This window comes from Pseudaquabacterium inlustre (assembly GCF_038066595.1).
GTDB lineage: Bacteria > Pseudomonadota > Gammaproteobacteria > Burkholderiales > Burkholderiaceae_C > Pseudaquabacterium > Pseudaquabacterium inlustre.
The window spans coordinates 479,920-499,005 of the sequence record NZ_JBBUTH010000008.1 but is presented as its reverse complement, the minus strand read 5'-3'; the positions used below and the strand labels follow the sequence as shown (position 1 = coordinate 499,005).

Annotated in this window: 22 protein-coding genes; 11 read left to right on the top strand and 11 right to left on the bottom strand. The window is 72.7% G+C overall.

Annotated elements, in window-relative coordinates; translation table 11 throughout:
- The first annotated feature begins 38 nt into the window (after positions 1–38).
- The 7 genes from AACH10_RS16740 (at position 39) to AACH10_RS16710 (ending at position 6,511) form a co-directional block, all read left to right on the top strand.
- Positions 39–1,154 (top strand): succinylglutamate desuccinylase/aspartoacylase family protein, encoded by a 1,116-nt coding sequence (locus tag AACH10_RS16740; RefSeq protein ID WP_341411596.1) that lies wholly within the window; start codon positions 39–41, stop codon positions 1,152–1,154.
- Positions 1,155–1,218: 64 nt separating this feature from the next.
- A complete protein-coding gene (locus AACH10_RS16735; protein ID WP_341411595.1) occupies positions 1,219–1,533 on the top strand; it encodes a putative quinol monooxygenase in 315 nt (104 codons plus the stop codon).
- Positions 1,530–2,300 (top strand): ABC transporter ATP-binding protein, encoded by a 771-nt coding sequence (locus tag AACH10_RS16730; RefSeq protein ID WP_341411594.1) that lies wholly within the window; start codon positions 1,530–1,532, stop codon positions 2,298–2,300. The genes AACH10_RS16735 and AACH10_RS16730 overlap by 4 nt, the downstream gene beginning before the upstream one ends.
- A 26-nt stretch (positions 2,301–2,326) precedes the next feature.
- Positions 2,327–3,433, top strand: a complete 1,107-nt coding sequence (locus AACH10_RS16725; protein WP_341411593.1) for a GlxA family transcriptional regulator — start codon at positions 2,327–2,329, stop codon at positions 3,431–3,433.
- A gap of 47 nt (positions 3,434–3,480) precedes the next feature.
- Complete coding sequence (locus AACH10_RS16720) at positions 3,481–4,572, top strand: arginine N-succinyltransferase (RefSeq protein ID WP_341411592.1); 1,092 nt, start codon at positions 3,481–3,483, stop codon at positions 4,570–4,572.
- Positions 4,573–4,615: 43 nt separating this feature from the next.
- Positions 4,616–5,476, top strand: coding sequence for an arginine N-succinyltransferase (locus tag AACH10_RS16715; RefSeq protein WP_341411591.1), 861 nt, complete (start codon positions 4,616–4,618; stop codon positions 5,474–5,476).
- 171 nt (positions 5,477–5,647) lie between these two features.
- Positions 5,648–6,511 carry a PEP-CTERM sorting domain-containing protein gene (locus tag AACH10_RS16710; protein WP_341411590.1) on the top strand — a complete coding sequence of 288 codons (864 nt, stop codon included), beginning with the start codon at positions 5,648–5,650 and terminating at the stop codon, positions 6,509–6,511.
- A gap of 44 nt (positions 6,512–6,555) precedes the next feature.
- Here AACH10_RS16710 and AACH10_RS16705 read toward each other — a convergent pair whose 3' ends face one another.
- Both AACH10_RS16705 and AACH10_RS16700 read right to left on the bottom strand, forming a co-directional pair.
- A complete protein-coding gene (locus tag AACH10_RS16705) occupies positions 6,556–6,801 on the bottom strand; it encodes a hypothetical protein (RefSeq protein ID WP_341411589.1) in 246 nt (81 codons plus the stop codon).
- Positions 6,802–6,897: 96 nt separating this feature from the next.
- Complete coding sequence (locus tag AACH10_RS16700; RefSeq protein WP_341411588.1) at positions 6,898–7,065, bottom strand: hypothetical protein; 168 nt, start codon at positions 7,063–7,065, stop codon at positions 6,898–6,900.
- An 18-nt stretch (positions 7,066–7,083) separates the two neighbouring features.
- Here AACH10_RS16700 and AACH10_RS16695 point away from each other — a divergent pair, with 18 nt between their 5' ends.
- The 3 genes from AACH10_RS16695 (at position 7,084) to AACH10_RS16685 (ending at position 8,867) form a co-directional block, all read left to right on the top strand.
- Positions 7,084–7,254 carry a hypothetical protein gene (locus tag AACH10_RS16695; RefSeq protein ID WP_341411587.1) on the top strand — a complete coding sequence of 57 codons (171 nt, stop codon included), beginning with the start codon at positions 7,084–7,086 and terminating at the stop codon, positions 7,252–7,254.
- A 90-nt stretch (positions 7,255–7,344) separates the two neighbouring features.
- Positions 7,345–8,220, top strand: coding sequence for a glutathione-dependent disulfide-bond oxidoreductase (gene yghU, locus AACH10_RS16690; RefSeq protein ID WP_341411586.1), 876 nt, complete (start codon positions 7,345–7,347; stop codon positions 8,218–8,220).
- Complete coding sequence (locus tag AACH10_RS16685; RefSeq protein WP_341411585.1) at positions 8,217–8,867, top strand: glutathione S-transferase family protein; 651 nt, start codon at positions 8,217–8,219, stop codon at positions 8,865–8,867. Before yghU ends, AACH10_RS16685 begins: the two co-directional genes overlap by 4 nt.
- Positions 8,868–8,888: 21 nt before the next feature.
- Here AACH10_RS16685 and AACH10_RS16680 read toward each other — a convergent pair whose 3' ends face one another.
- The 3 genes from AACH10_RS16680 to AACH10_RS16670 are packed head-to-tail and all read right to left on the bottom strand — an operon-like array spanning position 8,889 to position 10,700.
- Positions 8,889–9,374, bottom strand: coding sequence for a GFA family protein (locus tag AACH10_RS16680; protein WP_341411584.1), 486 nt, complete (start codon positions 9,372–9,374; stop codon positions 8,889–8,891).
- An 11-nt stretch (positions 9,375–9,385) separates the two neighbouring features.
- The gene (locus AACH10_RS16675; RefSeq protein ID WP_341411583.1) at positions 9,386–9,796 is read right to left on the bottom strand and encodes a hypothetical protein; all 411 of its coding nucleotides are present in this window, start codon (positions 9,794–9,796) and stop codon (positions 9,386–9,388) included.
- 58 nt (positions 9,797–9,854) lie between these two features.
- Positions 9,855–10,700: an IclR family transcriptional regulator gene (locus AACH10_RS16670; RefSeq protein ID WP_341411582.1), complete on the bottom strand. Its 846-nt coding sequence runs from the start codon at positions 10,698–10,700 to the stop codon at positions 9,855–9,857.
- A gap of 174 nt (positions 10,701–10,874) precedes the next feature.
- Here AACH10_RS16670 and AACH10_RS16665 point away from each other — a divergent pair, with 174 nt between their 5' ends.
- Entirely contained in the window at positions 10,875–11,852 is a 978-nt protein-coding gene (locus tag AACH10_RS16665; RefSeq protein WP_341411581.1) for a tripartite tricarboxylate transporter substrate binding protein, read from the top strand.
- Positions 11,853–11,886: 34 nt separating this feature from the next.
- Here AACH10_RS16665 and AACH10_RS16660 read toward each other — a convergent pair whose 3' ends face one another.
- From AACH10_RS16660 to AACH10_RS16635, 6 genes are all read right to left on the bottom strand, one after another.
- Positions 11,887–12,459 carry a TMEM165/GDT1 family protein gene (locus tag AACH10_RS16660; RefSeq protein WP_341411580.1) on the bottom strand — a complete coding sequence of 191 codons (573 nt, stop codon included), beginning with the start codon at positions 12,457–12,459 and terminating at the stop codon, positions 11,887–11,889.
- 142 nt (positions 12,460–12,601) lie between these two features.
- The gene (locus tag AACH10_RS16655) at positions 12,602–13,261 is read right to left on the bottom strand and encodes a tRNA-uridine aminocarboxypropyltransferase (RefSeq protein WP_341411579.1); all 660 of its coding nucleotides are present in this window, start codon (positions 13,259–13,261) and stop codon (positions 12,602–12,604) included.
- On the bottom strand, positions 13,251–15,914 hold the full coding sequence (locus AACH10_RS16650) for an EAL domain-containing protein (protein ID WP_341411578.1): 2,664 nt from the start codon (positions 15,912–15,914) through the stop codon (positions 13,251–13,253). Before AACH10_RS16650 ends, AACH10_RS16655 begins: the two co-directional genes overlap by 11 nt.
- Before the next feature lie 49 nt (positions 15,915–15,963).
- Positions 15,964–16,689 carry a class II aldolase/adducin family protein gene (locus AACH10_RS16645; protein ID WP_341411577.1) on the bottom strand — a complete coding sequence of 242 codons (726 nt, stop codon included), beginning with the start codon at positions 16,687–16,689 and terminating at the stop codon, positions 15,964–15,966.
- A gap of 11 nt (positions 16,690–16,700) precedes the next feature.
- Positions 16,701–17,843, bottom strand: coding sequence for an MBL fold metallo-hydrolase (locus AACH10_RS16640; RefSeq protein ID WP_341411576.1), 1,143 nt, complete (start codon positions 17,841–17,843; stop codon positions 16,701–16,703).
- Positions 17,843–19,051, bottom strand: coding sequence for a 6-phosphofructokinase (locus AACH10_RS16635; protein ID WP_341411575.1), 1,209 nt, complete (start codon positions 19,049–19,051; stop codon positions 17,843–17,845). The genes AACH10_RS16640 and AACH10_RS16635 overlap by 1 nt, the downstream gene beginning before the upstream one ends.
- Positions 19,052–19,086 lie beyond the last annotated feature (35 nt).

Genomic DNA, 19,086 nt, shown 5'->3' with positions numbered 1-19,086 from the left:
CCGCAGCCACAAGCCGCGGCCCCTTCATTCCCCCCACGATGCAGACCGTCCACCATCCCCTGCCCAGCGCCACGCCGGGCACCACGCGCAGCCTCACCAGCCTGCACTTCGGCACGCCCGGCAGCGGCCCCAAGGCGCTCATCCAGGCCTCGCTGCATGCCGATGAAGTACCCGGCATGCTGGTGGCCCACCATCTGCGCCAGCGCCTGGCGGCGCTGGAGGCGGCGGGCCGGCTGCGTGGCGAGGTGGTGCTGGTGCCGGCGGCCAACCCCATCGGCCTGGGCCAGTGGACGCTGCGCAGCCACCAGGGCCGCTTCGAGCAGACCAGCGGCGAGAACTTCAACCGCGCCTATGCCGACCTGGCGCCCGCCGTGGTGGACCGCGTGACCGGTCGCCTGGGCACCGACGCCACGCAGAACGTGGCCACCGTGCGCGCCGCGCTGCGCGAGGCCGTGGCCGCCTTGCCCGCCGCCAGCGAGCTGCAGGCCCTGCGCCGCGCGCTGTTCAGCCTGGCCGTGGATGCCGACTGGGTGCTCGACCTGCACTGCGACGGCGAGGGCCTGCTGCACTTCTACACCACGCCCGCCTGCTGGCCCGGCCTGCAGCCGCTGGCGCGCTGCCTGGGGGCCGAACCCGTGCTGCTGGCCGAGCATTCGGGCGGCGAGCCTTTCGACGAGGCCTGCTCGATGCCGTGGGCGCATCTGGCGGCGCAGTTTCCCGCGCACCCCATCCCGCAGGCCTGCCTGGCTGTGACGGTGGAACTGCGTGGCGAGGGCGACGTGAGCCACGCGCTGGCCGCGCAGGACGCCGCCGGCATCGAGCAGGCGCTGGCCCTGGGCGGCTGGATGGACGGCCCGGTGGCCGAGCCGCCGCCGCTGCGCTGCGCCGCCACGCCGCTGGCCGGCTCGATGCCCTTGATCGCCCCGCACGGGGGCGTGATCGTGTTCGTGCGTGCGCCGGGCGAACGGGTGAAGCAAGGCGACACGATCGCCGAGCTGATCGACCCGTTCACCGGCGCGCTCACACCCCTGCAATCGCCGGTGGACGGCCTGTTCTTCGCGCGCGAGAACCGCCGCTTCGCGGTGGCCGGCATGTCGGTGGGCAAGGTGGCGGGCACGCAAGCGCAGCGTGCCGGCGCGCTGTTGTCGCCATGAGGTCTGTCGCGCTGGGGTTGGCGTGCGAGGATGCCAGCCCCCATCCTTGGGCACCGGGCCCCGCATGATCATCCTTCTCGGCAGCGTCGTCGTTCAACCGGGCCGCATGGCCGACGCCCTGGCCCTCGCCCAGGCCCATGTGGCCCGCTCGCGCCTGGAGCCCGGCTGCCTGGAGCATGGCGTGCACCGCGACAGCGAGCGCGACGACCGCCTGGTGTTCATCGAGCGCTGGGCCGACCTGGCCGCACTGCAGCAGCATTTCCAGGTGCCCGCGTCCAACCACTTCGTGCGCGACATCAGCGCGCTGGCCGCCGAGCGGCCCGCCATCAGCATCCACCAGAGCACCGAGCTGCCGTGGCCGGGCCAGACGCCACGATGAAAGATCACAGCCTGCGCATCGACAACCTGCACAAGCGCTTCGGTGAGCGCGAGGTGCTGCGCGGCGTGTCGCTGCAGGCGGCGCAGGGCGACGTGGTGGCCATCATCGGCAGCAGCGGCTCGGGCAAGAGCACGCTGCTGCGCTGCCTGAACCTGCTGGAGCAGCCGCACGAGGGCGCCTTCACGCTGGCCGGCGAGACGCTGGCACTGACCCGCGACCGCGACGGCAGCCTGCGCGCCGCCGACGCGCAGCAGCTGCAGCGCTGGCGCGCGCGCCTGGCCATGGTGTTCCAGGGCTTCAACCTGTGGAGCCACCGCACGGTGCTGCAGAACATCACCGAGGCGCCCGTCCACGTGCTGGGCCGCTCCCGCGCCGAGGCCACCGAGCGCGCCGATGCGCTGCTGGCCCGCGTGGGCCTGACGCACCGCCGCGACGTGTACCCGGCCCAGTTGTCGGGCGGCGAGCAGCAGCGCGTGGCGATTGCCCGCGCGCTGGCCATGGACCCCGAGGTGATGCTGTTCGACGAGCCCACCTCGGCACTCGACCCCGAGCTGGTGGGCGAGGTGCTGGCCGTGATGCGCGAGCTGGCCGCCGAGGGCCGCACGATGCTGGTCGTCACCCACGAGATGGGCTTTGCCCGCGAGGTGGCCAGCCAGGTGATGTTTCTGCACCAGGGCCGGGTGGAGGAGCAGGGCGTGCCGTGCGAGGTGCTGGCCAAGCCGCAAAGTGAGCGGCTGCGGCAGTTTCTGTCGGGTGGATTGAAATGACGCTGCCGGCTCAACGGTGGGGGTTCGTGCTGCTCCCCGGCTTCGGCCTGGGTGCACTCGCCGGCGCCACCGATGTGCTGCAGGCTGCCAATGCCCTGCTGGCCGAGACCGGCGAAGCGCCACGCTTCGGGCCGGCCTACACGACAGTGCTGCTGGGCGGCGAGGTGCCGCCCGACCGCGTGAGCGGTGAATGCCGCGTCGCCAGCGCCTCGGGCGCGCAGCTGCTGGCGCGGCCGCTGGCCGAGGCCGGTGCGCTGGATGCGCTGTTCGTCGTCGCCGAGCGGCCGTTCAGTGCGGTGCCGGGCAGCGCGCCGAGTGCCGCGCGCGCCGAGCTGCTGGCCCTGCTGCTGCAGCTGGCCGCGGCCGGGCGGCTGCTGGGCGGCATCGGCACCGGTGCGGCCTGGCTGGCCGAGGCCGGCCTGCTGCGCGGCCACCGCGCAACCGTGCACTGGCCGCAGATCGGCCCGCTGGCCGAGCGCCACCCCGAGGTGCTGGTGTCGCAGCGCGTGTGGGAGATCGACCGCGGCCGCCTCACCTGCGCCGGCCACCAGGCCAGCCGCGACCTGCTGATCGGCTGGCTGGGCCAGCGCCACGGCGAGCGCTTCGCGCAGGAGCTGGCGGCGCAGTTCGGCCTGGCCCATGTGCCGGCGGCGGACGAACGCCAGCACGCCCCGCTGGGCGCGCGCCTGGCGGCGCAGCAGGGGGGAGGATCGGCCAAGCTGGCCGAGGCCGTGGCGCTGATGGAGGCCAACCTGGCCGAGCCGCTGCCCACCGAGGAGATTGCGCGGCTGGTGGGCGTGTCGCGCCGCCAGCTGGAGCGCCTGTTCCGCCAGCACCTGGATGCCCTGCCCTCGCGCTGGTACCTGGGCCTGCGCCTGGCGCTGGCGCAACGCCTGCTGCGCCAGACCAGCCAATCGGTGCTGCAGATCGCACTCGGCTGCGGCTTTGCCTCGGGCCCGCACTTCAGCAACGCCTACCGCGGCTTCTACGGCCGCACGCCGCGCGACGAGCGCAGCCCGCGGGCCGCGGCGTGGCGGGCCGAGGGGCAGCCTCCGCAGACCGCCAATTCACCGCCGGCCACGGACGATCACGCCCTGGCGCGCGACACTGCGCAGCCGGATGACCCGACATGAGAGACCCTACGGCCCCGCCTCACGACAATGCCACCGGCGACCGGTGGTTGCTGCGCGCTGCGCGTCCGGATGATCTGGACGCGCTGATGGCCCTGGCCCAGGCGCGCGCCATCGGCATCAGCTCGCTGCCGGCCGAGCGGGCGGCGCTGGCCGAGCAGATCGCGCAATCGCAGGCCGCCTTCACCAGCGACGACGACGCCAGCGGCGAGGAGCGCTACCTGTTCGTGCTGCAGGACCGGCGCAGCGGCCGCCTGGTGGGCACGGCCGGCATCGCCGCGGCGGCCGGCTTCAACGACCGGTTCTACAGCTACCGCAACGAGTTCATCGTGCAGGCCGCGCCGGCACTCGGCGCGCGCAACCGCATCCACACGCTGCACCTGTGCCACGACCTGACCGGCGTGACGCTGCTCACCGGCTTCCACATCGACGCCGCGCTGGCCGACACGCTGGCGCCGCAGTTGCTGTCGCGCGGGCGCCTGGCCTTCATCGGGGCCCAAGCCGAGCGCTTTTCCGACCGCATCGCGGCCGAGAACCCCGGCCTGGCCGACGACTCGGGCCGCTGCCCGTTCTGGGACGCCGTGGGCCAGCGCTTCTTCGGCATGGCCTATCCCGAGGCCGAGCGCCTGACCGGCGGCTTCAGCCCCAAGGGCTGGATCGCCGAGCTGATGCCGCAGGGCCCGATCTACGTGCCGCTGCTGCCCGAGGAGGCGCAGTGGAGCCTGGGCCAGTTGCACCCGGTGGGCGACCTGCCCTTCAGCATGCTGCTCGACGAAGGCCTGGACGGTGACACCTACCTGAACCTGTTCGACGGCGGCCCCACCGCCGAGGGCCGCGTGGCCACGCTGAAGACCGTGCGCCGCCGCCGCACCACGCCCGCTGCACCGGGGCCCGAGATCCTGCACATTGGCCCGCCCACCGGCGGCGACGTGCCGCAAGCCGATGAGGACGACACCGCCTGGTGCCTGGTGGACAACGGTCGCCGCGACGGCTTTGCCGCGCTGCTGCTGCCGGCGCCCGAACCCGGCATGCCGCTGCTGCTGAGCGACGACGACATCGCCGCGCTCGGCTGGCAGGATGGCCAGCCGCTGTGGGCCGCGCTGCTCGACCCGCTGCACCCGCCGGTGGAGGTGGACGCATGAGCGCGCCGGGCCGCTCCCAAGCGCGAATCCCGGAGCGCGCAGCGTGGAGGGTAGTCCAGTGAGCCCCGGCTTCACGCTGCGCGCGGTGACGGCCGCCGACCTGCCCACGCTGCTGCCCTGGCTGCGCCCCGGTGCCGCCCGCACGCTGCCGCTGGCCGAGCCCACCACGGCAGCCACCGCAACCACGGCCACCGCAGGCGACGGGTCCGCCGAGCACTGGCTGCTGGTGGAGACCCAGGGCGCCCCGCGCGCCTGCCTGCGCCTGCGCCGCGCCATCGGCCTGGCGCTGCCGCGGCCCTGGTACCACGTGGGCTGCGTGGTGCATGCGGCTCCCGCCCTGCAGCTGCAGCACCGCCAGCACACGCTGCTGCTGGGCCACGACCACACCGGCGCCAGCGAGCTGGCCGACATCGCCTGGCAGCGCACCGGCCGCAGCCTGGCCGAGCAGGCCGCGGCACTGCAGGCCCTGGTGCAGGGCGCCATCGCCCGCATCGCCGCCCAGCGCCACCAGTACGCGGCCACGCTGATCGTCGAACTGCCGGGCCGGCGCGACGCGCAAGGCCACGCGCCCTTCTGGCACGGCCTGGGCCGGCACTTCTACGCCGGCGACCCCGAAGCCGCGGCCGAACGCTTCGGCCCCGACTGGCGCTGCCACGTGGCCGCGCTGCTGCCGCGCCAGCCGGTGTACGCCGCCTTCCTGAGCGACGCCGCCCAGGCCGCCATCGCCCAGGTGGACGACGGCAGCCGCCTGCTGCTCGACACGCTGTGGCACGCCGGTCTGCGCTACGGCCACCACATCACCGTCGACGACGGCGGGCCGGTGTTCGAGGCCGAGGTGGATGCGTTGGTGGGCGGTGCCGCAGCCCCCCCGACCATGGGTGTCGAGGGCCGCAAGAGCCTTTGAACATTTGCTTACGAAATAGACTGTCCTACAGGGGAGAGGACACATGAATGCCGGCGGCAGGCCTCTTCCTGCGCGGGCCTCCGGCAGCGCTTCGTTGGTTGCCGCCGGCGCATGTGTTTGGAGTACTTTTCCTTGAACAAGAAGACCCTCGGGAGCTTGGGAGCCCTGACCTTGGCGCTTGGCGCCACCACCGCTGCGGCTGCCGTCACGCAGCTGCCGCCCAACAGCCAGCTGCAGAACTATCAGTCGGCCACCGCGTCGGTGACCGCCAGCGGCAGCATGAGCTACAACACCGGCACCGCCAGCGGCAATGCCAGCGAGAGCGACAGCAACGCCACCGGTGAACTGTTGCAGGTGAACTGGGCCCGCAAGGGCTACGGCTATGACGCCTTCGCGTCCGCCCAGAACGGCTTGGTCAAGTCGTATGCGTCGGCCATCGACGCGGGTTCCCAGGGCAGCAGCAGCGCCTCGTCGTCGGCCACCTGGACCGACTACTTCATGATCACCGGCGACGACAGCACCGAGTACACCTGCTACTACTACTGCGGCACGAACTACAAGCAAGCCACGGCCGTGCTGAGCGCCAGCATCGACGGCCGCCTGGCCGGCAACAACAGCAGCGGTTCCGCGTCGTTCTCGTTCACGGTGAACTACAGCCCGATCAGCGGCTGCAGCTACTGGTACGGCTGTGGCACGGCCGAGAACAACCAAAGCCTGGTCAGCGAGTCCCGCTCGGTCAGTGGCCGCCGCGCCGTGACGGTCAACGACCAGTTCGAGAGCGAGTTCACCTTCCGCTACAACACGCCCTTCCGTATCACGGCCATGCTGAACACCTCGGCTGGCGAAGGCGGTCTGGCTGACTTCAGCCACACGGGCAGCTTCGATCTCGTGCTGCCGGAAGGCGCAACGCTGGTGAGCGCTTCGGGCCTGCCCTATGGCCAGGTGTCGGGCGTGCCCGAGCCCGAGAGCTGGCTGATGCTGGCCGCCGGCCTGGGCATGCTGGGCTTCATGGCGTCGCGTCGCCACCAGCGCTGATCCACCGCAACACGCCGGGCCGCCTCGCGATCGGGGTCGCTCGGCTACCGCGCCTGACCGACAGGGTGAGCGGGCGGTATGGGGCGGGAGGATTGCGCCGGTGGCGCGATCAGGCTCTCGGCACTCCGCCCCAGAAGCCGCCGCCCCGCCCACAACCGCACCGCCAGCGCCAGCAGCATCCAGCTGACCAGCACCGCGGTGCGCGCCCACGGCTCCTTGAGCATCGGCAGCACCGTGCTGCCCGCCACGATCGAGAACGAGGCATGCGTGGCGCCGAAGTTCAGGCTCATGGCCGTGAGGTGCTCGCTGAGCCACCAGCGCGGCTGGTCGGCGCCACGCACCCAGCGCCGGGCCATCCACACCAAGCACACCGAGATCAGCGACGCCTAGACGTTGAACGCGCCCTTCATTGGCTGGCCCTCCAGCACCGCGCCGGCGGCGATGACGAAGGTCACCGCCAGCAGCGCGGCCATGGCCAGCCCATAGACGCGGCCCAGCAGCCGGTGGCGCGCGCGCTGATCGCCGCCACCAGAGCCGGCGACGGTGACGCCCACGCCGCCTTGCAGAGCCGCATGGTCCTGCTGCGCGCCGGCTGGACGCCCGCCACCGCCGCCGACTGGCTCTACACCCAGACCCATGTGGACACCTGGCAGCACCTGGTGCTGGAGGCCGGCTGGGCGCCCGAGGCCGCGGTGAACCGCCTGGTGGCCACGCTCCGTGAGGCCCTGCTGACCCCCGCGTGACGGCGGGCGCGGCCCAAGTCCGTACAGTGCACAGGACAAGGGCCGAGGCGCTACCGTGCGCCGCACGCCACACGACCTGGAGACCCGCGCATGAGCGACCCCGCCGCCTACACCCCGCCCGCCGTCTGGACCTGGAACAAGGCCAGCGGCGGCCGCTTCGCCAGCATCAACCGGCCGATCGCCGGGCCCACGCACGAGCAGGAACTGCCGGTGGGCCGGCACCCGCTGCAGCTGTACTCGCTGGGCACGCCCAACGGCCAGAAGGTGACCATCCTGCTGGAGGAGCTGCTGGCACTCGGCCACACCGGCGCCGAGTACGACGCCTGGCTGATCCGCATCGACCAGGGCCAGCAGTTCGGCAGCGGCTTCGTGGCCGCCAACCCGAACAGCAAGATCCCGGCGCTGGTGGACCGCAGCGGCGCCGAGCCCATCCGCGTGTTCGAGTCGGGCGCGATCCTGATGTACCTGGCCGAGAAGTTCGGCGCCTTCCTGCCCACCGAGCCGGCACGCCGCGCGGAAGCCTTGAGCTGGCTGTTCTGGCAGATGGGCAGCGCGCCCTTCCTGGGCGGCGGCTTCGGCCACTTCTACGCCTATGCACCGGCCAAGTTCGAGTACGCCATCGACCGCTACGCGATGGAGGCCAAGCGCCAGATGGATGTGCTGAACCGCCGGCTGGCGGAAGCGCCCTACATCGCCGGTGACGCGTACACCATCGCCGACATGGCCATCTGGCCCTGGTACGGCGCGTTGGCCAAGGGCCAGCTGTACGGCGCGGGCGAATTCCTCAGCGTGCACGAGTACACCCATGTGATCCGCTGGGCCGACCAGATCGCCGCGCGCCCGGCGGTGCAGCGCGGCCGCATCGTCAACCGCACGCAAGGCCAGCCGTCGGCCCAGCTGCGCGAGCGCCACGACGCCAGCGACTTCCAGCTGCGCACGCAGGACAAGCTGGAGGGCCAGGCATGACCATCACGCTGTACGACTGCGCCACCGCGCCCAGCCCGCGCCGCGCGCGCATCCTGCTGGCCGAGAAGGGCGTGGCCCACGCCACCGTGCAGGTGGACCTGCGCGCCGGCGAGCAGCTGGGCGAGGCCTTTCGCCGCATCAACCCGCAGTGCACCGTGCCGGCGCTGGTGGTGCAGGGCGGCGAGGACGACGGCCTGGTGCTGACCGACAACGCCGCCATTGCCGCGTACGTGGAGGCGCGCTGGCCCGAGCCGCCGCTGCTGGGCCGCACGCCCGCCGAGCAGGCCGAGGTGGCCAGCTGGCACTGGCGCGCCGAGTTCGAAGGCCTGATGGCGATTGCCGAGGCGCTGCGCAACAGCACGCCGGCCATGGCCGGCCGCGCGCTGCCGGGCCCGGTGAACTACGAACAGATCCCGGCGCTGGCCGAGCGCGGCATCGCGCGGCTGCAGCAGTTCTTCGCCACGCTGGATGCGCGCCTGGCCGGCCGCGAATTCATCGCCACCGGGCGCTTCAGCATCGCCGACATCACCGCCGTGGTGGCGGTGGACTTCGCCCGCGTGGTCAAGCAGAAGCCCGACGCCGAGAAGCACCCGAACCTGCTGCGCTGGCGCGCGGCGATGGCGCAGCGGCCGTCGATGGCGCTGTGACGCGCGCGCTCGGGCCGATGCTCAGGCGTCCGGGCCCAGCAGCGCGCGGCGGCGCGCCAGGCTCTCGGCCGGCCACAGGGCCTCGCGCTCGTAGTACTCGGCCACCGCCGGCACGCCGGGCGGCAACAGCACCCAGGGCTGCTTGCTGGCGGTGAAGATGTGGATGTCGGGCGGCAGCTGATCGGGATCGTCCAGCGTGCCCACGCGCACGAAGGCCACGCGCGCGCCAGAGCCGGCGTAGTGGCTCCACACGGCCACGCGGCAGTGCGGGCAGCGCGCGATCTGCTGGCCCCGGCCGCTGGCGCTGGGGGTGTGCACCAGCTCGGGCGCCTGCGGGCCGGTCAGCGCGACGCGGTCGGCCTCGATCATCGCGTTCAGCGCGAAGGCGCTGCCGCTCTCGCGCTGGCACCAGCGGCAGTGGCAGCAGTGGGTGAACAGCGGCCGCGAGGCCAGCCGGTAGCGTACGGCGCGGCAGTCGCAGCCGCCTTCCAGGGCAGTGAGGGACATGCGGAGGCCTCCTAGAGCAGGTGACGGCGCGGCACCGCCAGCGGCCGCGGCAGGTCGGCAATCCACTGCCGGGCCTGGGCCTCGGTGTCGAACACGCCATAGGGCTGGTCGCCGATGAAGCCCAGCGCCTTGAAATGCGCGATGGCCGCCAGCACCGCCGGCTGCGTGGCCACGGCGGCGATCCGGATGCCGGGGTTGGTGAGCAGCGGCGCCACGTGCAGCGCGGCGATCTCCTCGGTGCTTTCGGCCCGCACCTCGTAGTCGGTGACGCCCAGGTAGTCGGTGATCGCGTAGCGCAGGCGGTCGAAGCGCGGATCGGCGCAGATGCGCTCGAAGGACTCGCGGCGCTCGTCGGCGGTCACGCGGCCGGTGTAGCGGCGCAGCACGCCGTCGGGGGCTTCCCAGTGCAGGGTGTAGGGCATGGACAGGCAGACGGCGCGATCGCGGGCGTTGACGGTGGGGCGGACCGGGCCGCAGGGCTCAATCGGCCCAGCCACCCGCCTGAATGGTGTCACGGATGGCGTGCGCCGTGCGCACCAGGGCCGGGGCGATCTCGTCGGACAGGCGCTTGCCCTGCAGCCGCGCCGCCGGACCGCCCACGGTGAGCGCCAGCGGCTCGCGGCCGTCGCCCAGGTCGATGGCCACGCCGATGGCGCTGATGTCCGTCTCCCACTCGGCCTCGCTGGTCACATAGCCCAGCGTGCGCTGCTGCAGCTGGGCGCGCTCCAAGCCCTGGCGCTGCTGCGGCCACGACGGCGCGCCGGCGCGCAGCTGGCGCAGGCCCTCGGCCTCCAGGTCGGCCAGCAGGCGGGCCTGCTCGGCGGGCTGCAGCGCCACGTACAGCGCACGGCCCATGGCCGTGGTGGCCAGCGGCAGCTGGGTGCCCACGTCCAGGCCCAGCGTCAGCGGCGCGGCGCTGCGGCAGTGCGCCACGTAGACCATGGTCAGGCTGCGGCGCACACCCATCGACACGGCGGCCTGGGCCAGATCGGCCAGCGCCTGCATGTGCGGCCTGGCGATGCGGCCGATGTCGAAGTTGTTCAGCATCGAGAAGCCCAGCGCCAGCACGCCCGGCGCCAGCGCGTACTCGCCGCGCGTGCCGCGGTGGCGCAGGTAGCCCAACGCGGTGAGCGTGAAGGTCAGGCGCGACACCGTGGCCTGCGGCAGGCCGGTGCGGCGCGCGATCTCCTGGTGCGCCAGCCAGCGGTCGGCCGGGCGGAAGCAGCGCAGCACCTCCAGCCCGCGCGCCAGCGCAGTGACGAAGCGCCGGTCCTCGGCCACCACCGCCATGGCGTCGCTGCCGGCCTGTTCGCGTTGTCGGCCCATCCTCGCGCTCTCCTCGTTATTCCGCTCAGAGAAATGGTGCCGCCGCCAGCGTGCCAGATCCTGTCGCCGCAGCGACAAGGCGGGCTGTCGCTTTCCCTAGGCAGGGTGGCGTGCCAATGCCGCACTGCCTAGACTGTCCGGACCTCGACGCCTCTTCCAATGCGCGGAATTGACATGACTCCACGTTTCTCGCGACGCCAGCTGCTGGCCGCCACCACCCTGGCGCCGCTGGCCGCCACCAGCACCGGCAGCCACGCCCAGGCCTGGCCGGCCAAGCCCATCACGCTGATCGTGCCCTGGCCGGCCGGCGGCAGCACCGACCGCCACCTGCGCGCGCTCGGCGAGATCGCCAGCAAGCACCTGGGCCAGCCGGTGATCATCCAGAACCAGCCCGGCGGCGGCGGCACCACCGGCCCCGGCACCATGGGCCTGAACGCCCGCCCCGACGGCTACACCATCGCCCAGTACCCGATGGGCATGCTGCGCATCCCGCACATGCAGAAGGTGCCCTGGCACCCGATCAACGACTTCACGTTCATCCTGGGCGTGTCGGGCTACACCTTCGGCTTCGTGGTGCGCGCCGACAGCCCGTACAAGACCTTCCAGGACTACATCGCCGCGGCGCGCAAGCAGCCCGGCGGCATCAACTTCGGCAGCACCGGCAACGGCACCAGCCCACACCTGCTGATGGAGGAGGTGGCCGACGCCGCCAAGGTCGAGCTCACGCATGTGCCGTTCAAGGGCAATGCCGACCTGATGCAGGCCCTGCTGGGCGGCCACGTGATGGCCGCCAGCGACGCCACCGGCTGGGACAAGTTCGTCGATGGCGGCCAGATGCGCCTGCTGGCCACCTTTGGCGAGCAGCGCACCAAGCGCTGGCCGCAGGTGCCCACGGCCAAGGAGCTGGGCTACGACGTGGTGGGCAACTCGCCCTACGGCCTGGTGGCGCCCAAGGGGCTGGATCCCGCCATCGCCCAGCGCCTGCACGACGCCTTCAAGAAGGCCATGGACGACCCCGAGCACCTGAAGGTGCTGGACCAGCTGAACCAGCAGCCCTGGTACAAGACCGGCCCCGAGTACCTGGCCTGGGCCAAGGCGGGCTTCGTGAAGGACAAGGCGCTGATCGAGCGGCTGGGCCTGGCCTCGAAATGACGGCGCCCGGGCGGCGCGCTTCGGTCAGCGTCGCCTAGAACAACGTCCCCACGTTGGCCAGCGTCAGCAGCCCCAGCACCGCGAAGATCATCGCGGCCACGGCGTGCACCATGCGCATGCTCACGCGCTTGGCCACCTGGTCGCCCAGCAGCACGGCGGGCACGTTGGCCAGCATCATGCCCAGCGTGGTGCCGGCCACCACCGCCAGCAGGCTGGTGTAGCGCGCGGCCAGGGCCACGGTGGCGATCTGGGTCTTGTCGCCCATCTCGGCCAGGAAGAACGCGATCACCGTGGTGCCGAACACGCCGAAGCGCTGCACGCCGCCTTCGGCTTCGTCGTCGATCTGGTCGGGCACCAGCATCCACGCGGCCATGGCCAGGAAGCCCAGGCCGATGACCCAGCGCAGCACGGTGGGGCCCAGCAGGGCGGCGATCCAGCCGCCCAGCCAGCCGGCGGCGGCATGGTTGGCCAGCGTGGCCACCAGGATGCCCAGGATGATGGGCACCGGCTTGCGGAACTTGGCGGCCAGCAGCACGGCCAGCAGCTGGGTCTTGTCGCCCATTTCACCGAGGGCGACGATGCCGGTGGAGACGAGAAAGGCTTCCACGTGGGGAGGAGCGGCGCGGCGACGCGCCTGCAGGCAAAGCGGCGCAGTGTAGCGAGCCGGGCTGTCAGGCCGCTGTCGCCGCCGCCCGGTCGGGTGCTGCACAGGGGCTTCAGCCTGGGTTCAGCCTGGCGGGGCCCGGCTCTCAGGCCGTGGCCGCGGGGGCCGGCAGACGCGCCAGCCCGGCCGCCACGAAGGCCTCGAACACCGGCCACAGCACGGGGCCGGGGTCATGCGCCGGCGCCAGCTGGCCCAGCGCCAGCACCGCGGCCTCGAAGGTGGACAGCTGCCCTTCGCCGCGCGCGCGGCGGATGCGGTAGCGCGAGGGCGGCGGCGCCACCAGCGCCAGGCGCGGAAGGCGCTGCAGCCAGGGGCTCTCGTAGAGCATGCGGCGGCTCTTGCGCCAGGTGCCGTCGATCACCACCAGGCGCAGCCGCGCGGGCTCGGCCAGCCAGGCCGCGGGCAGCGGCGGTGCTGCGGGCAGCGCGGTGTCGCCGGGCGTGGCGGGGTAGAGCAGCACATCGTGGTGCGAGGCCGGCGTGGTGGCAGGGTGCGCCGCGCCGTCGGGCGCCGGCGGGTCGGTCCAGCGCTCGCCCACCAGCAGCCGGCTGCCGGCCACCGCCTGGTGCAGCAGCCGCGCCGTGCCCTTGGTCTCGCGCTGCTCGCGCGGGTGCTGCAGCAGCAGCAAGTGCACCGGCCCCTGCCAGGGCACGCCCGGCCGGGCCAGGCAGGCGCACACGCAGGCGGCGCGCAGGCAGCGCGGGCAGGCGCTGCGCGGCGGCTGCAGCGCTGGCTCAGCCGGCATCGGCGGCCAGCGCGTCGGGTTCGAACAGCGTGTGCAGCGGCGCGGGCTCGTGCAGCAGGTAGCCCTGCGCGTAGTTCACGCCCAGCTGGCACAGGCGCTGGCGCTGGCCCTCGGTCTCGACGAATTCGGCCACCGTCTCCAGCCCGGCCACGCGGGCCACGTCGACGAAGCAGCGCACCGCGGCGGCCTCCAGCGCGTCGTCTTCCAGCTGGCGGATGAACTGGCCGTCGATCTTGAGCTTGTCCACGCGCAGGCTCTTCAGGTAGCCGAACGAGGACACGCCGGCGCCGAAGTCGTCCAGCGCCACGCGCACGCCGGCGGCGCGCACCTGCTCGATGAACAGCGCCGCATCGGCCAGGCGCGTGATCGCGGCGGTCTCGGTGATCTCCAGGCACAGGCGGCTGCAAACCTGCGGGCCGGCCTCGCGCAGCATGCCCATCACCTGGCCGTGCACGCTGCGGTCGCCGATGGTCTGGCCCGAGAGGTTGACGCTCAGGCACTCGATGTCGGCGATGTGCGGCGTGGCGGCCATCCAGTCGAGCACCTGGCGCAGCACCCAGCGGTCGATGCGCGAGGCGAGGTGGAAGCGCTCGGCCGCCGGCAGGAACGCGCCCGGCGCCACCAGCGAGCCATCGGGCTCGCGCAGGCGCAGCAGCACCTCGGCATGCACGGCCGGCTGGGTGGCACCGGGCAGGCGCGGCGACAGGCCCTCGATGCGCTGCGCGAACAGCACGAACTGGTGCTCGTCGAGCGCGCGCTCCAGCCGCATGGCCCAGCGCATGGCGCCGTGGCGCTCGCTCACCTCGCCGTCGTCGTCGCGCCAGGCCTGCACGCGGTTGCGGCCGGCCTCCTTGGCGGCATGGCAGCAGCTGTCGGCCGCCTGCAGCACGGCCGCGGTGCTGCGCCAGCGCTCGTCCACCGGCACCAGGCCGATGCTGGCCCCGATGCGAAAGCGCTGGCTGTCGTGGATGAAGCGGTACTGCTCCAGCCGGTCGCAGATCTGCTGCGCCACGCGCCGGGCCTGGGGCAGGCGGCAGTGCTCGAGGATCACCGCGAACTCGTCGCCGCCCAGGCGCGCCAGCGTGTCGCGGGTGCGCACCTGGTCGCCCAGCATGCGTGCCACCTGCTGCAGCAGCTGGTCGCCGGCGGCATGGCCGCAGGTGTCGTTGACCAGCTTGAACTGGTCCAGGTCGATGAACAGCAGCGCATGGTGGCTGCGCTCTTCCTGGGCCGCCTTGAGCACCCGCGCCAGGCGCGACTCGAACTCGGTGCGGTTGACCAGGCCGGTCAGCGGGTCGTGGCTGGCGCGCCAGTTCATCTCGCCCGACAGGCGGCGCTGCTCGGTGACGTCGTGGAACACCAGCACCGTGCCCAGCACCGTGCCCTGCTCGCTGCGGATCGGCGCGGCCGAGTCCTCCACGCCGTACTCGGTGCCGTCGCGCGAGATCAGCAGCGTGTGGCTGCCCAGCGCCACCACCTCGCCACCGGCCAGGCAGGCGGCCACGGGGTCGGCGGCCGGCTCGCGGGTGCGCTCGTCGACGATGTGGAACACCTGGCGCAGCGGGCGGGCGCGGGCGTCGCGGCTGCTCCAGCCGGTCAGGCGCTCGGCCACCGGGTTCAGCCACACCACGTGGCCGCTGGCGTCGGTGGTGATCACCGCATCGCCGATGGACTGCAGCGTCACGCGCATCAGCTCGTGCTGCTCGGCCAGCTCGGTGGCCAGGCGGCGCGAATCGGTGATGTCCTGGTGCGTGCCGGCCACCCACTCGGGCTGGCCGTCCGGGGTGCGGCTGATCACCCGGGCGCGCGCCAGCACCCAGATCCAGCGGCCCTCGCGGTGCCACATGCGCAGCTCGCACTCGTAGTGCGGGGTGTGGCCCTGCACATGCTGGTTCAGCAGGTCGCGCGCGCGCAGAAGGTCGGCCGGATGCACATGGCGGTTCCACGACTCGGGGTGCATGGGCAGCAGGTCGGCCAGGCGCCAGCCGATCATGCCGGCCCAGCGCTCGTCGTGCCGCACCTCGCCGGTGACCAGGTTCCACTCCCAGGTGCCGGCCGCCGTGCCATGCAGGATGTTCTGCAGCCGCGCCCGCTCGGCACTGAGCGCGCGCTCCTGCTCCGACAGGGTCTGCAGCAGCTGCTGCTGCAGGCGCACGGCGCGGCGGTGCTCCAGCGCGCGGGCGGCGGCCAGGGCCAGGTGATCGAGCACGGCGCGCTGGCGCGCGTCCAGTGCGCGCGGCTGGCGGTCGATGACGCACAGCGTGCCCACGCGGGCGCCATCGCTCAGCCGCAGCGGGCTGCCGGCGTAGAAGCGGATGTTCGGCTCGCCCACCACCAGCGGGTTGTGGGCGAAGCGCGGATCGTCGCGCGCATCCGGCACCTCCATCAGCGCGTCGTCGAGCACGGCGTGGGCGCAGAAGGCCTGGTCGCGCGGCGTCTCGCTGACGCCGGGCAGGCCCACGTTGGCCTTGAACCACTGGCGGTGCTCGTCGACCAGGCTGATCAGCGACACCGGCACATTGCACACCAGCGCGGCGGCCTGCACGAGGGCGTCGAATTCGCTCTCGGCCGCGCTGTCCAGCACCTGCAGGTCGTGCAACGCGGCCAGGCGGCGGGACTCGTCAGGCGACAGCGGTGCGGGTGTGTACTGCATCGGCAACAGGGCAGGGGCGACGGCGGAGGGCGTCGGCCCGCATTCTGGGTCAGTCAGGGGCCCGCGCGGCGCGTGCGTTCAGGCCGTAGCCCTTGAATTTTTCGACCACGCGGGCGATCTCGTCGTCCGGCAGCACCGACACCCGGCTGCCGGTGGCCGCCGCCAGCTGCAGCGCGGCCAGGTACTGCTGGGCCAGCGTTTCCACCTCGCGCGCCAGCCACATGGCCTTGGCCAGGTCGCGCTCGAAGGCCAGCAGGCCGTGGTGGGCCAGCAGGCAGGCCTTGCGCCCGTCCAGCGCGGCCACCGCCACCTGCGACAGCTCGGGCGTGCCGTAGGTGCGGTAGGGCGCGCAGCGGATCGTCGGGCCGCCGGCGGCGGCAATCATGTAGTGGATGGCCGGAATCGCCAGGCCCTGGATGGCCAGCACCGTGGTGTGCGTGGGGTGGCCGTGCACCACGGCGCCGGCCTCGGGACGCGCCTGGTAGAGCGCCAGGTGCATCAGCCACTCGCTGCTGGGCAACTGATCGGCCGGCCAGTCGGCGGTGCCCGGGCCGGTGAAGCGCACCGGCACGATGTGCGCGGGCTGCAACGTCTCATACGGCATGCCGCTGGGCGTGATCAGCATGCCCTCGGCGCCATCGGCCAGCGTGACGCGCACGCTCAGGTTGCCAGAGGTGCCGCTGGCCAGGCCCAGCGGCACCAGGCGGTTGGCCTCGCGCACCAGGGCGTGGCGCAGCGCGTCGAGTTCATCGGGGCGGGTGGGGGTGGCGGACATGGCGGTGCGGATCAATCGAGCGGCCAGGGCATGGATTTGGGCAGGGCGCGTTCTGCCGCCTCGGGCGCCGGCGCGGCGGGTGCGGGCGCCGGGGCCGGTGTGCCGCGCGCATCCACCGCCCGCCACCAGGGCTGCACGCGCCCGCGCTGCGCGGGCTCCACCGGCTGGCCCAGCTGCGGCATCAGCAGCGGGGCATGGGCGCCCAGCGTCAGCAGGGTTTCGGCCGGCTCGTCCCAGTCGTGCAGCGCCAGGCTGAAGGTGCCCCAGTGCACCGGCAGAAAGGCGCCGCCGCCCAGCAGCGCATGGGCCTCGAGCGCATGGGCCGGGCCCAGGTGGATGTCGCCCCACGACGGATGGAAGGCGCCCACCTCCAGCATCACCAGGTCGAACGGCCCCAGGCGCTCGCGGATCAGTGCATAGGCGTCGGTCAGGCCGGTGTCGCCGCTGAAGAACACCGCATGCCGCTCACCGCGCACCACCAGCGACGACCACAGCGTGGCATTGCGGTCCTTGAACCCGCGGCCCGAGAAGTGCTGCGACGGCGCGGCGGTGATCTCCAGCCCGGTGCCGGGCACGCGGTGGGTCTCCCACCAGTCGAGCTCGGTGATGCGCTCGGCCGGCACGCCCCAGGCCTGCAGGTGCGCGCCCACGCCCAGCGAGGTGACGAAGGGCACGCTGGTGGCCGCCAGCGCGCGGATGGTGGGGAAGTCGAGGTGGTCGTAGTGGTCGTGCGAGATCACCACCACATCCACCTCGGGCAGCGCCTTCAGCGCCACCGGCACCGGCTGGAAGCGTTTGGGCCCGGCCAGGCGCGACGGCGACGCGCGCGGGCCCCACACCGGATCGGTGAGCACGCGGTGGCCGTCGATCTCGATCAGCACCGTGCTGTGGCCCAGCCAGGTGGCGCGCAGGCCGGTTTGCGGTGCGCGGCGCCAGCCCTCGCGCGGATCGTGGGCCGGCAGCGGTCCGCTGGGCACGCGGCGTTTGCCGCCACACAGAAATTCGCTGATCGTGGGCCGCGGCGCCGTCAGGTCGCGCAGGCCGGCCCGCACCGGAAAGCGGTTGGCAAAGCCCTCGCCAGCCCAGCCCGGCGAGGCGCGCATGCGCTCCAGCCGCAGCCCGTCGGCGCGGGCGCCGAAGCTCTTCAGCGCCATCAGCGGTTCAGCACCTTGGCCACCGGCGCGGGCCGCAGGCGGTAGGCATCGGGCATGCCGCTGCCCAGCAGCGGGCGCAGGTACAGGCGGAAGGCGTCGGTCACGTCGGTGCCGCTGTCGGCGATGAAGGCGTCCTCCATCGTGCGCGTCTTGCCGGCCACGGCCTCCAGCGGCAGCAGCGCGTAGTCGGCCGCGTAGTGGCCGGCGCGCTGGATGGCCACCGAGCCGTCCTGGTCGCCCCACATCGCGAACTGCACGGCCTTCTCGCCCACCTCGCGCGCCTCGCGCTGGTCGACATCGCTCACGCAGCCCACGAAGCTGCGCTGCAGGTAGCCGAAGGTGTCGCCGCGCACGCGCTTGATCCCGAGCTTGGCCTTGATCTCCTCACACAGCAGGTCGGCCAGCGCGCCGGTGCCCGAGAGCTGCACATTGCCGTGCGCGTCGCGCTCCAGGTCTTGTGCCAGCTTGGCGATCATCGGCGTGCCGTCGGGGGCATGGATGCCCTCGCTGACCGCGATCACGCAGCGGCCATGGCGCTTGTACACAGCGTCCACGTCGGCCAGGAAACGGTCGATGTCGAAATCGCGCTCGGGCAGGTAGATCAGGTGCGGGCCGTCATCGGCGAACTTCTTGCCCAGCGCGGCCGCGGCGGTCAGGAAGCCGGCGTGCCGGCCCATCACCACGCCGAGGTAGACGCCGGGCAGCGAGGCGTTGTCGAGGTTGGCGCCGGCGAAGGCCTGGGCCACGAAGCGCGCCGCACTCGGAAAGCCCGGCGTGTGGTCGTTCAGCACCAGGTCGTTGTCGATGGTCTTGGGGATGTGGATGCAGCGCAGCGGGTAGCCGGCATCGCGTGCCTCCTGGGCCACGATGCGCACCACGTCCGACGAATCGTTGCCGCCGATGTTGAAGAAGTGGCCGATGCCATGTGCCTTCAGCACCTGGAACATCTTGTGGCAGTAGGCCGCATCGGGCTTGTCGCGCGTGCTGCCCAGCGCCGAGCTGGGCGTGGCGGCCACCAGCTCGAGGTTGTGGCTGGTTTCCTGCGTCAGGTCGACGAAATCCTCGTTGACGATGCCGCGCACGCCGTGGCGTGCCCCGTAGACGCGGTCGATGCCCTTGTGGCGTCGCGCCTCCAGCACCACGCCCACCAGGCTCTGGTTGATCACCGCGGTGGGGCCGCCGCCCTGGGCGACGAGGATCTTGTTCATGCCGGTCTCCGGAAGGGGATGCCGGCGCGCCGTTC

Excerpts from the sequence above, each read along its gene's own strand:
- AACH10_RS16645 (WP_341411577.1), bottom strand. The coding sequence starts at position 16,689 with ATGTCCGCCACCCCCACCCGCCCCGATGAACTCGACGCGCTGCGCCAC.
- AACH10_RS16640 (WP_341411576.1), bottom strand. The coding sequence starts at position 17,843 with ATGGCGCTGAAGAGCTTCGGCGCCCGCGCCGACGGGCTGCGGCTGGAG.
- AACH10_RS16675 (WP_341411583.1), bottom strand. The coding sequence starts at position 9,796 with ATGCCCTACACCCTGCACTGGGAAGCCCCCGACGGCGTGCTGCGCCGC.
- AACH10_RS16740 (WP_341411596.1), top strand. The coding sequence starts at position 39 with ATGCAGACCGTCCACCATCCCCTGCCCAGCGCCACGCCGGGCACCACG.
- AACH10_RS16735 (WP_341411595.1), top strand. The coding sequence starts at position 1,219 with ATGATCATCCTTCTCGGCAGCGTCGTCGTTCAACCGGGCCGCATGGCC.
- AACH10_RS16680 (WP_341411584.1), bottom strand. The coding sequence starts at position 9,374 with ATGTCCCTCACTGCCCTGGAAGGCGGCTGCGACTGCCGCGCCGTACGC.
- AACH10_RS16650 (WP_341411578.1), bottom strand. The coding sequence starts at position 15,914 with ATGCAGTACACACCCGCACCGCTGTCGCCTGACGAGTCCCGCCGCCTG.
- AACH10_RS16665 (WP_341411581.1), top strand. The coding sequence starts at position 10,875 with ATGACTCCACGTTTCTCGCGACGCCAGCTGCTGGCCGCCACCACCCTG.
- AACH10_RS16635 (WP_341411575.1), bottom strand. The coding sequence starts at position 19,051 with ATGAACAAGATCCTCGTCGCCCAGGGCGGCGGCCCCACCGCGGTGATC.
- AACH10_RS16730 (WP_341411594.1), top strand. The coding sequence starts at position 1,530 with ATGAAAGATCACAGCCTGCGCATCGACAACCTGCACAAGCGCTTCGGT.
- AACH10_RS16685 (WP_341411585.1), top strand. The coding sequence starts at position 8,217 with ATGACCATCACGCTGTACGACTGCGCCACCGCGCCCAGCCCGCGCCGC.
- AACH10_RS16655 (WP_341411579.1), bottom strand. The coding sequence starts at position 13,261 with ATGCCGGCTGAGCCAGCGCTGCAGCCGCCGCGCAGCGCCTGCCCGCGC.
- AACH10_RS16695 (WP_341411587.1), top strand. The coding sequence starts at position 7,084 with ATGGTCCTGCTGCGCGCCGGCTGGACGCCCGCCACCGCCGCCGACTGG.
- AACH10_RS16670 (WP_341411582.1), bottom strand. The coding sequence starts at position 10,700 with ATGGGCCGACAACGCGAACAGGCCGGCAGCGACGCCATGGCGGTGGTG.
- yghU (WP_341411586.1), top strand. The coding sequence starts at position 7,345 with ATGAGCGACCCCGCCGCCTACACCCCGCCCGCCGTCTGGACCTGGAAC.
- AACH10_RS16705 (WP_341411589.1), bottom strand. The coding sequence starts at position 6,801 with ATGAGCCTGAACTTCGGCGCCACGCATGCCTCGTTCTCGATCGTGGCG.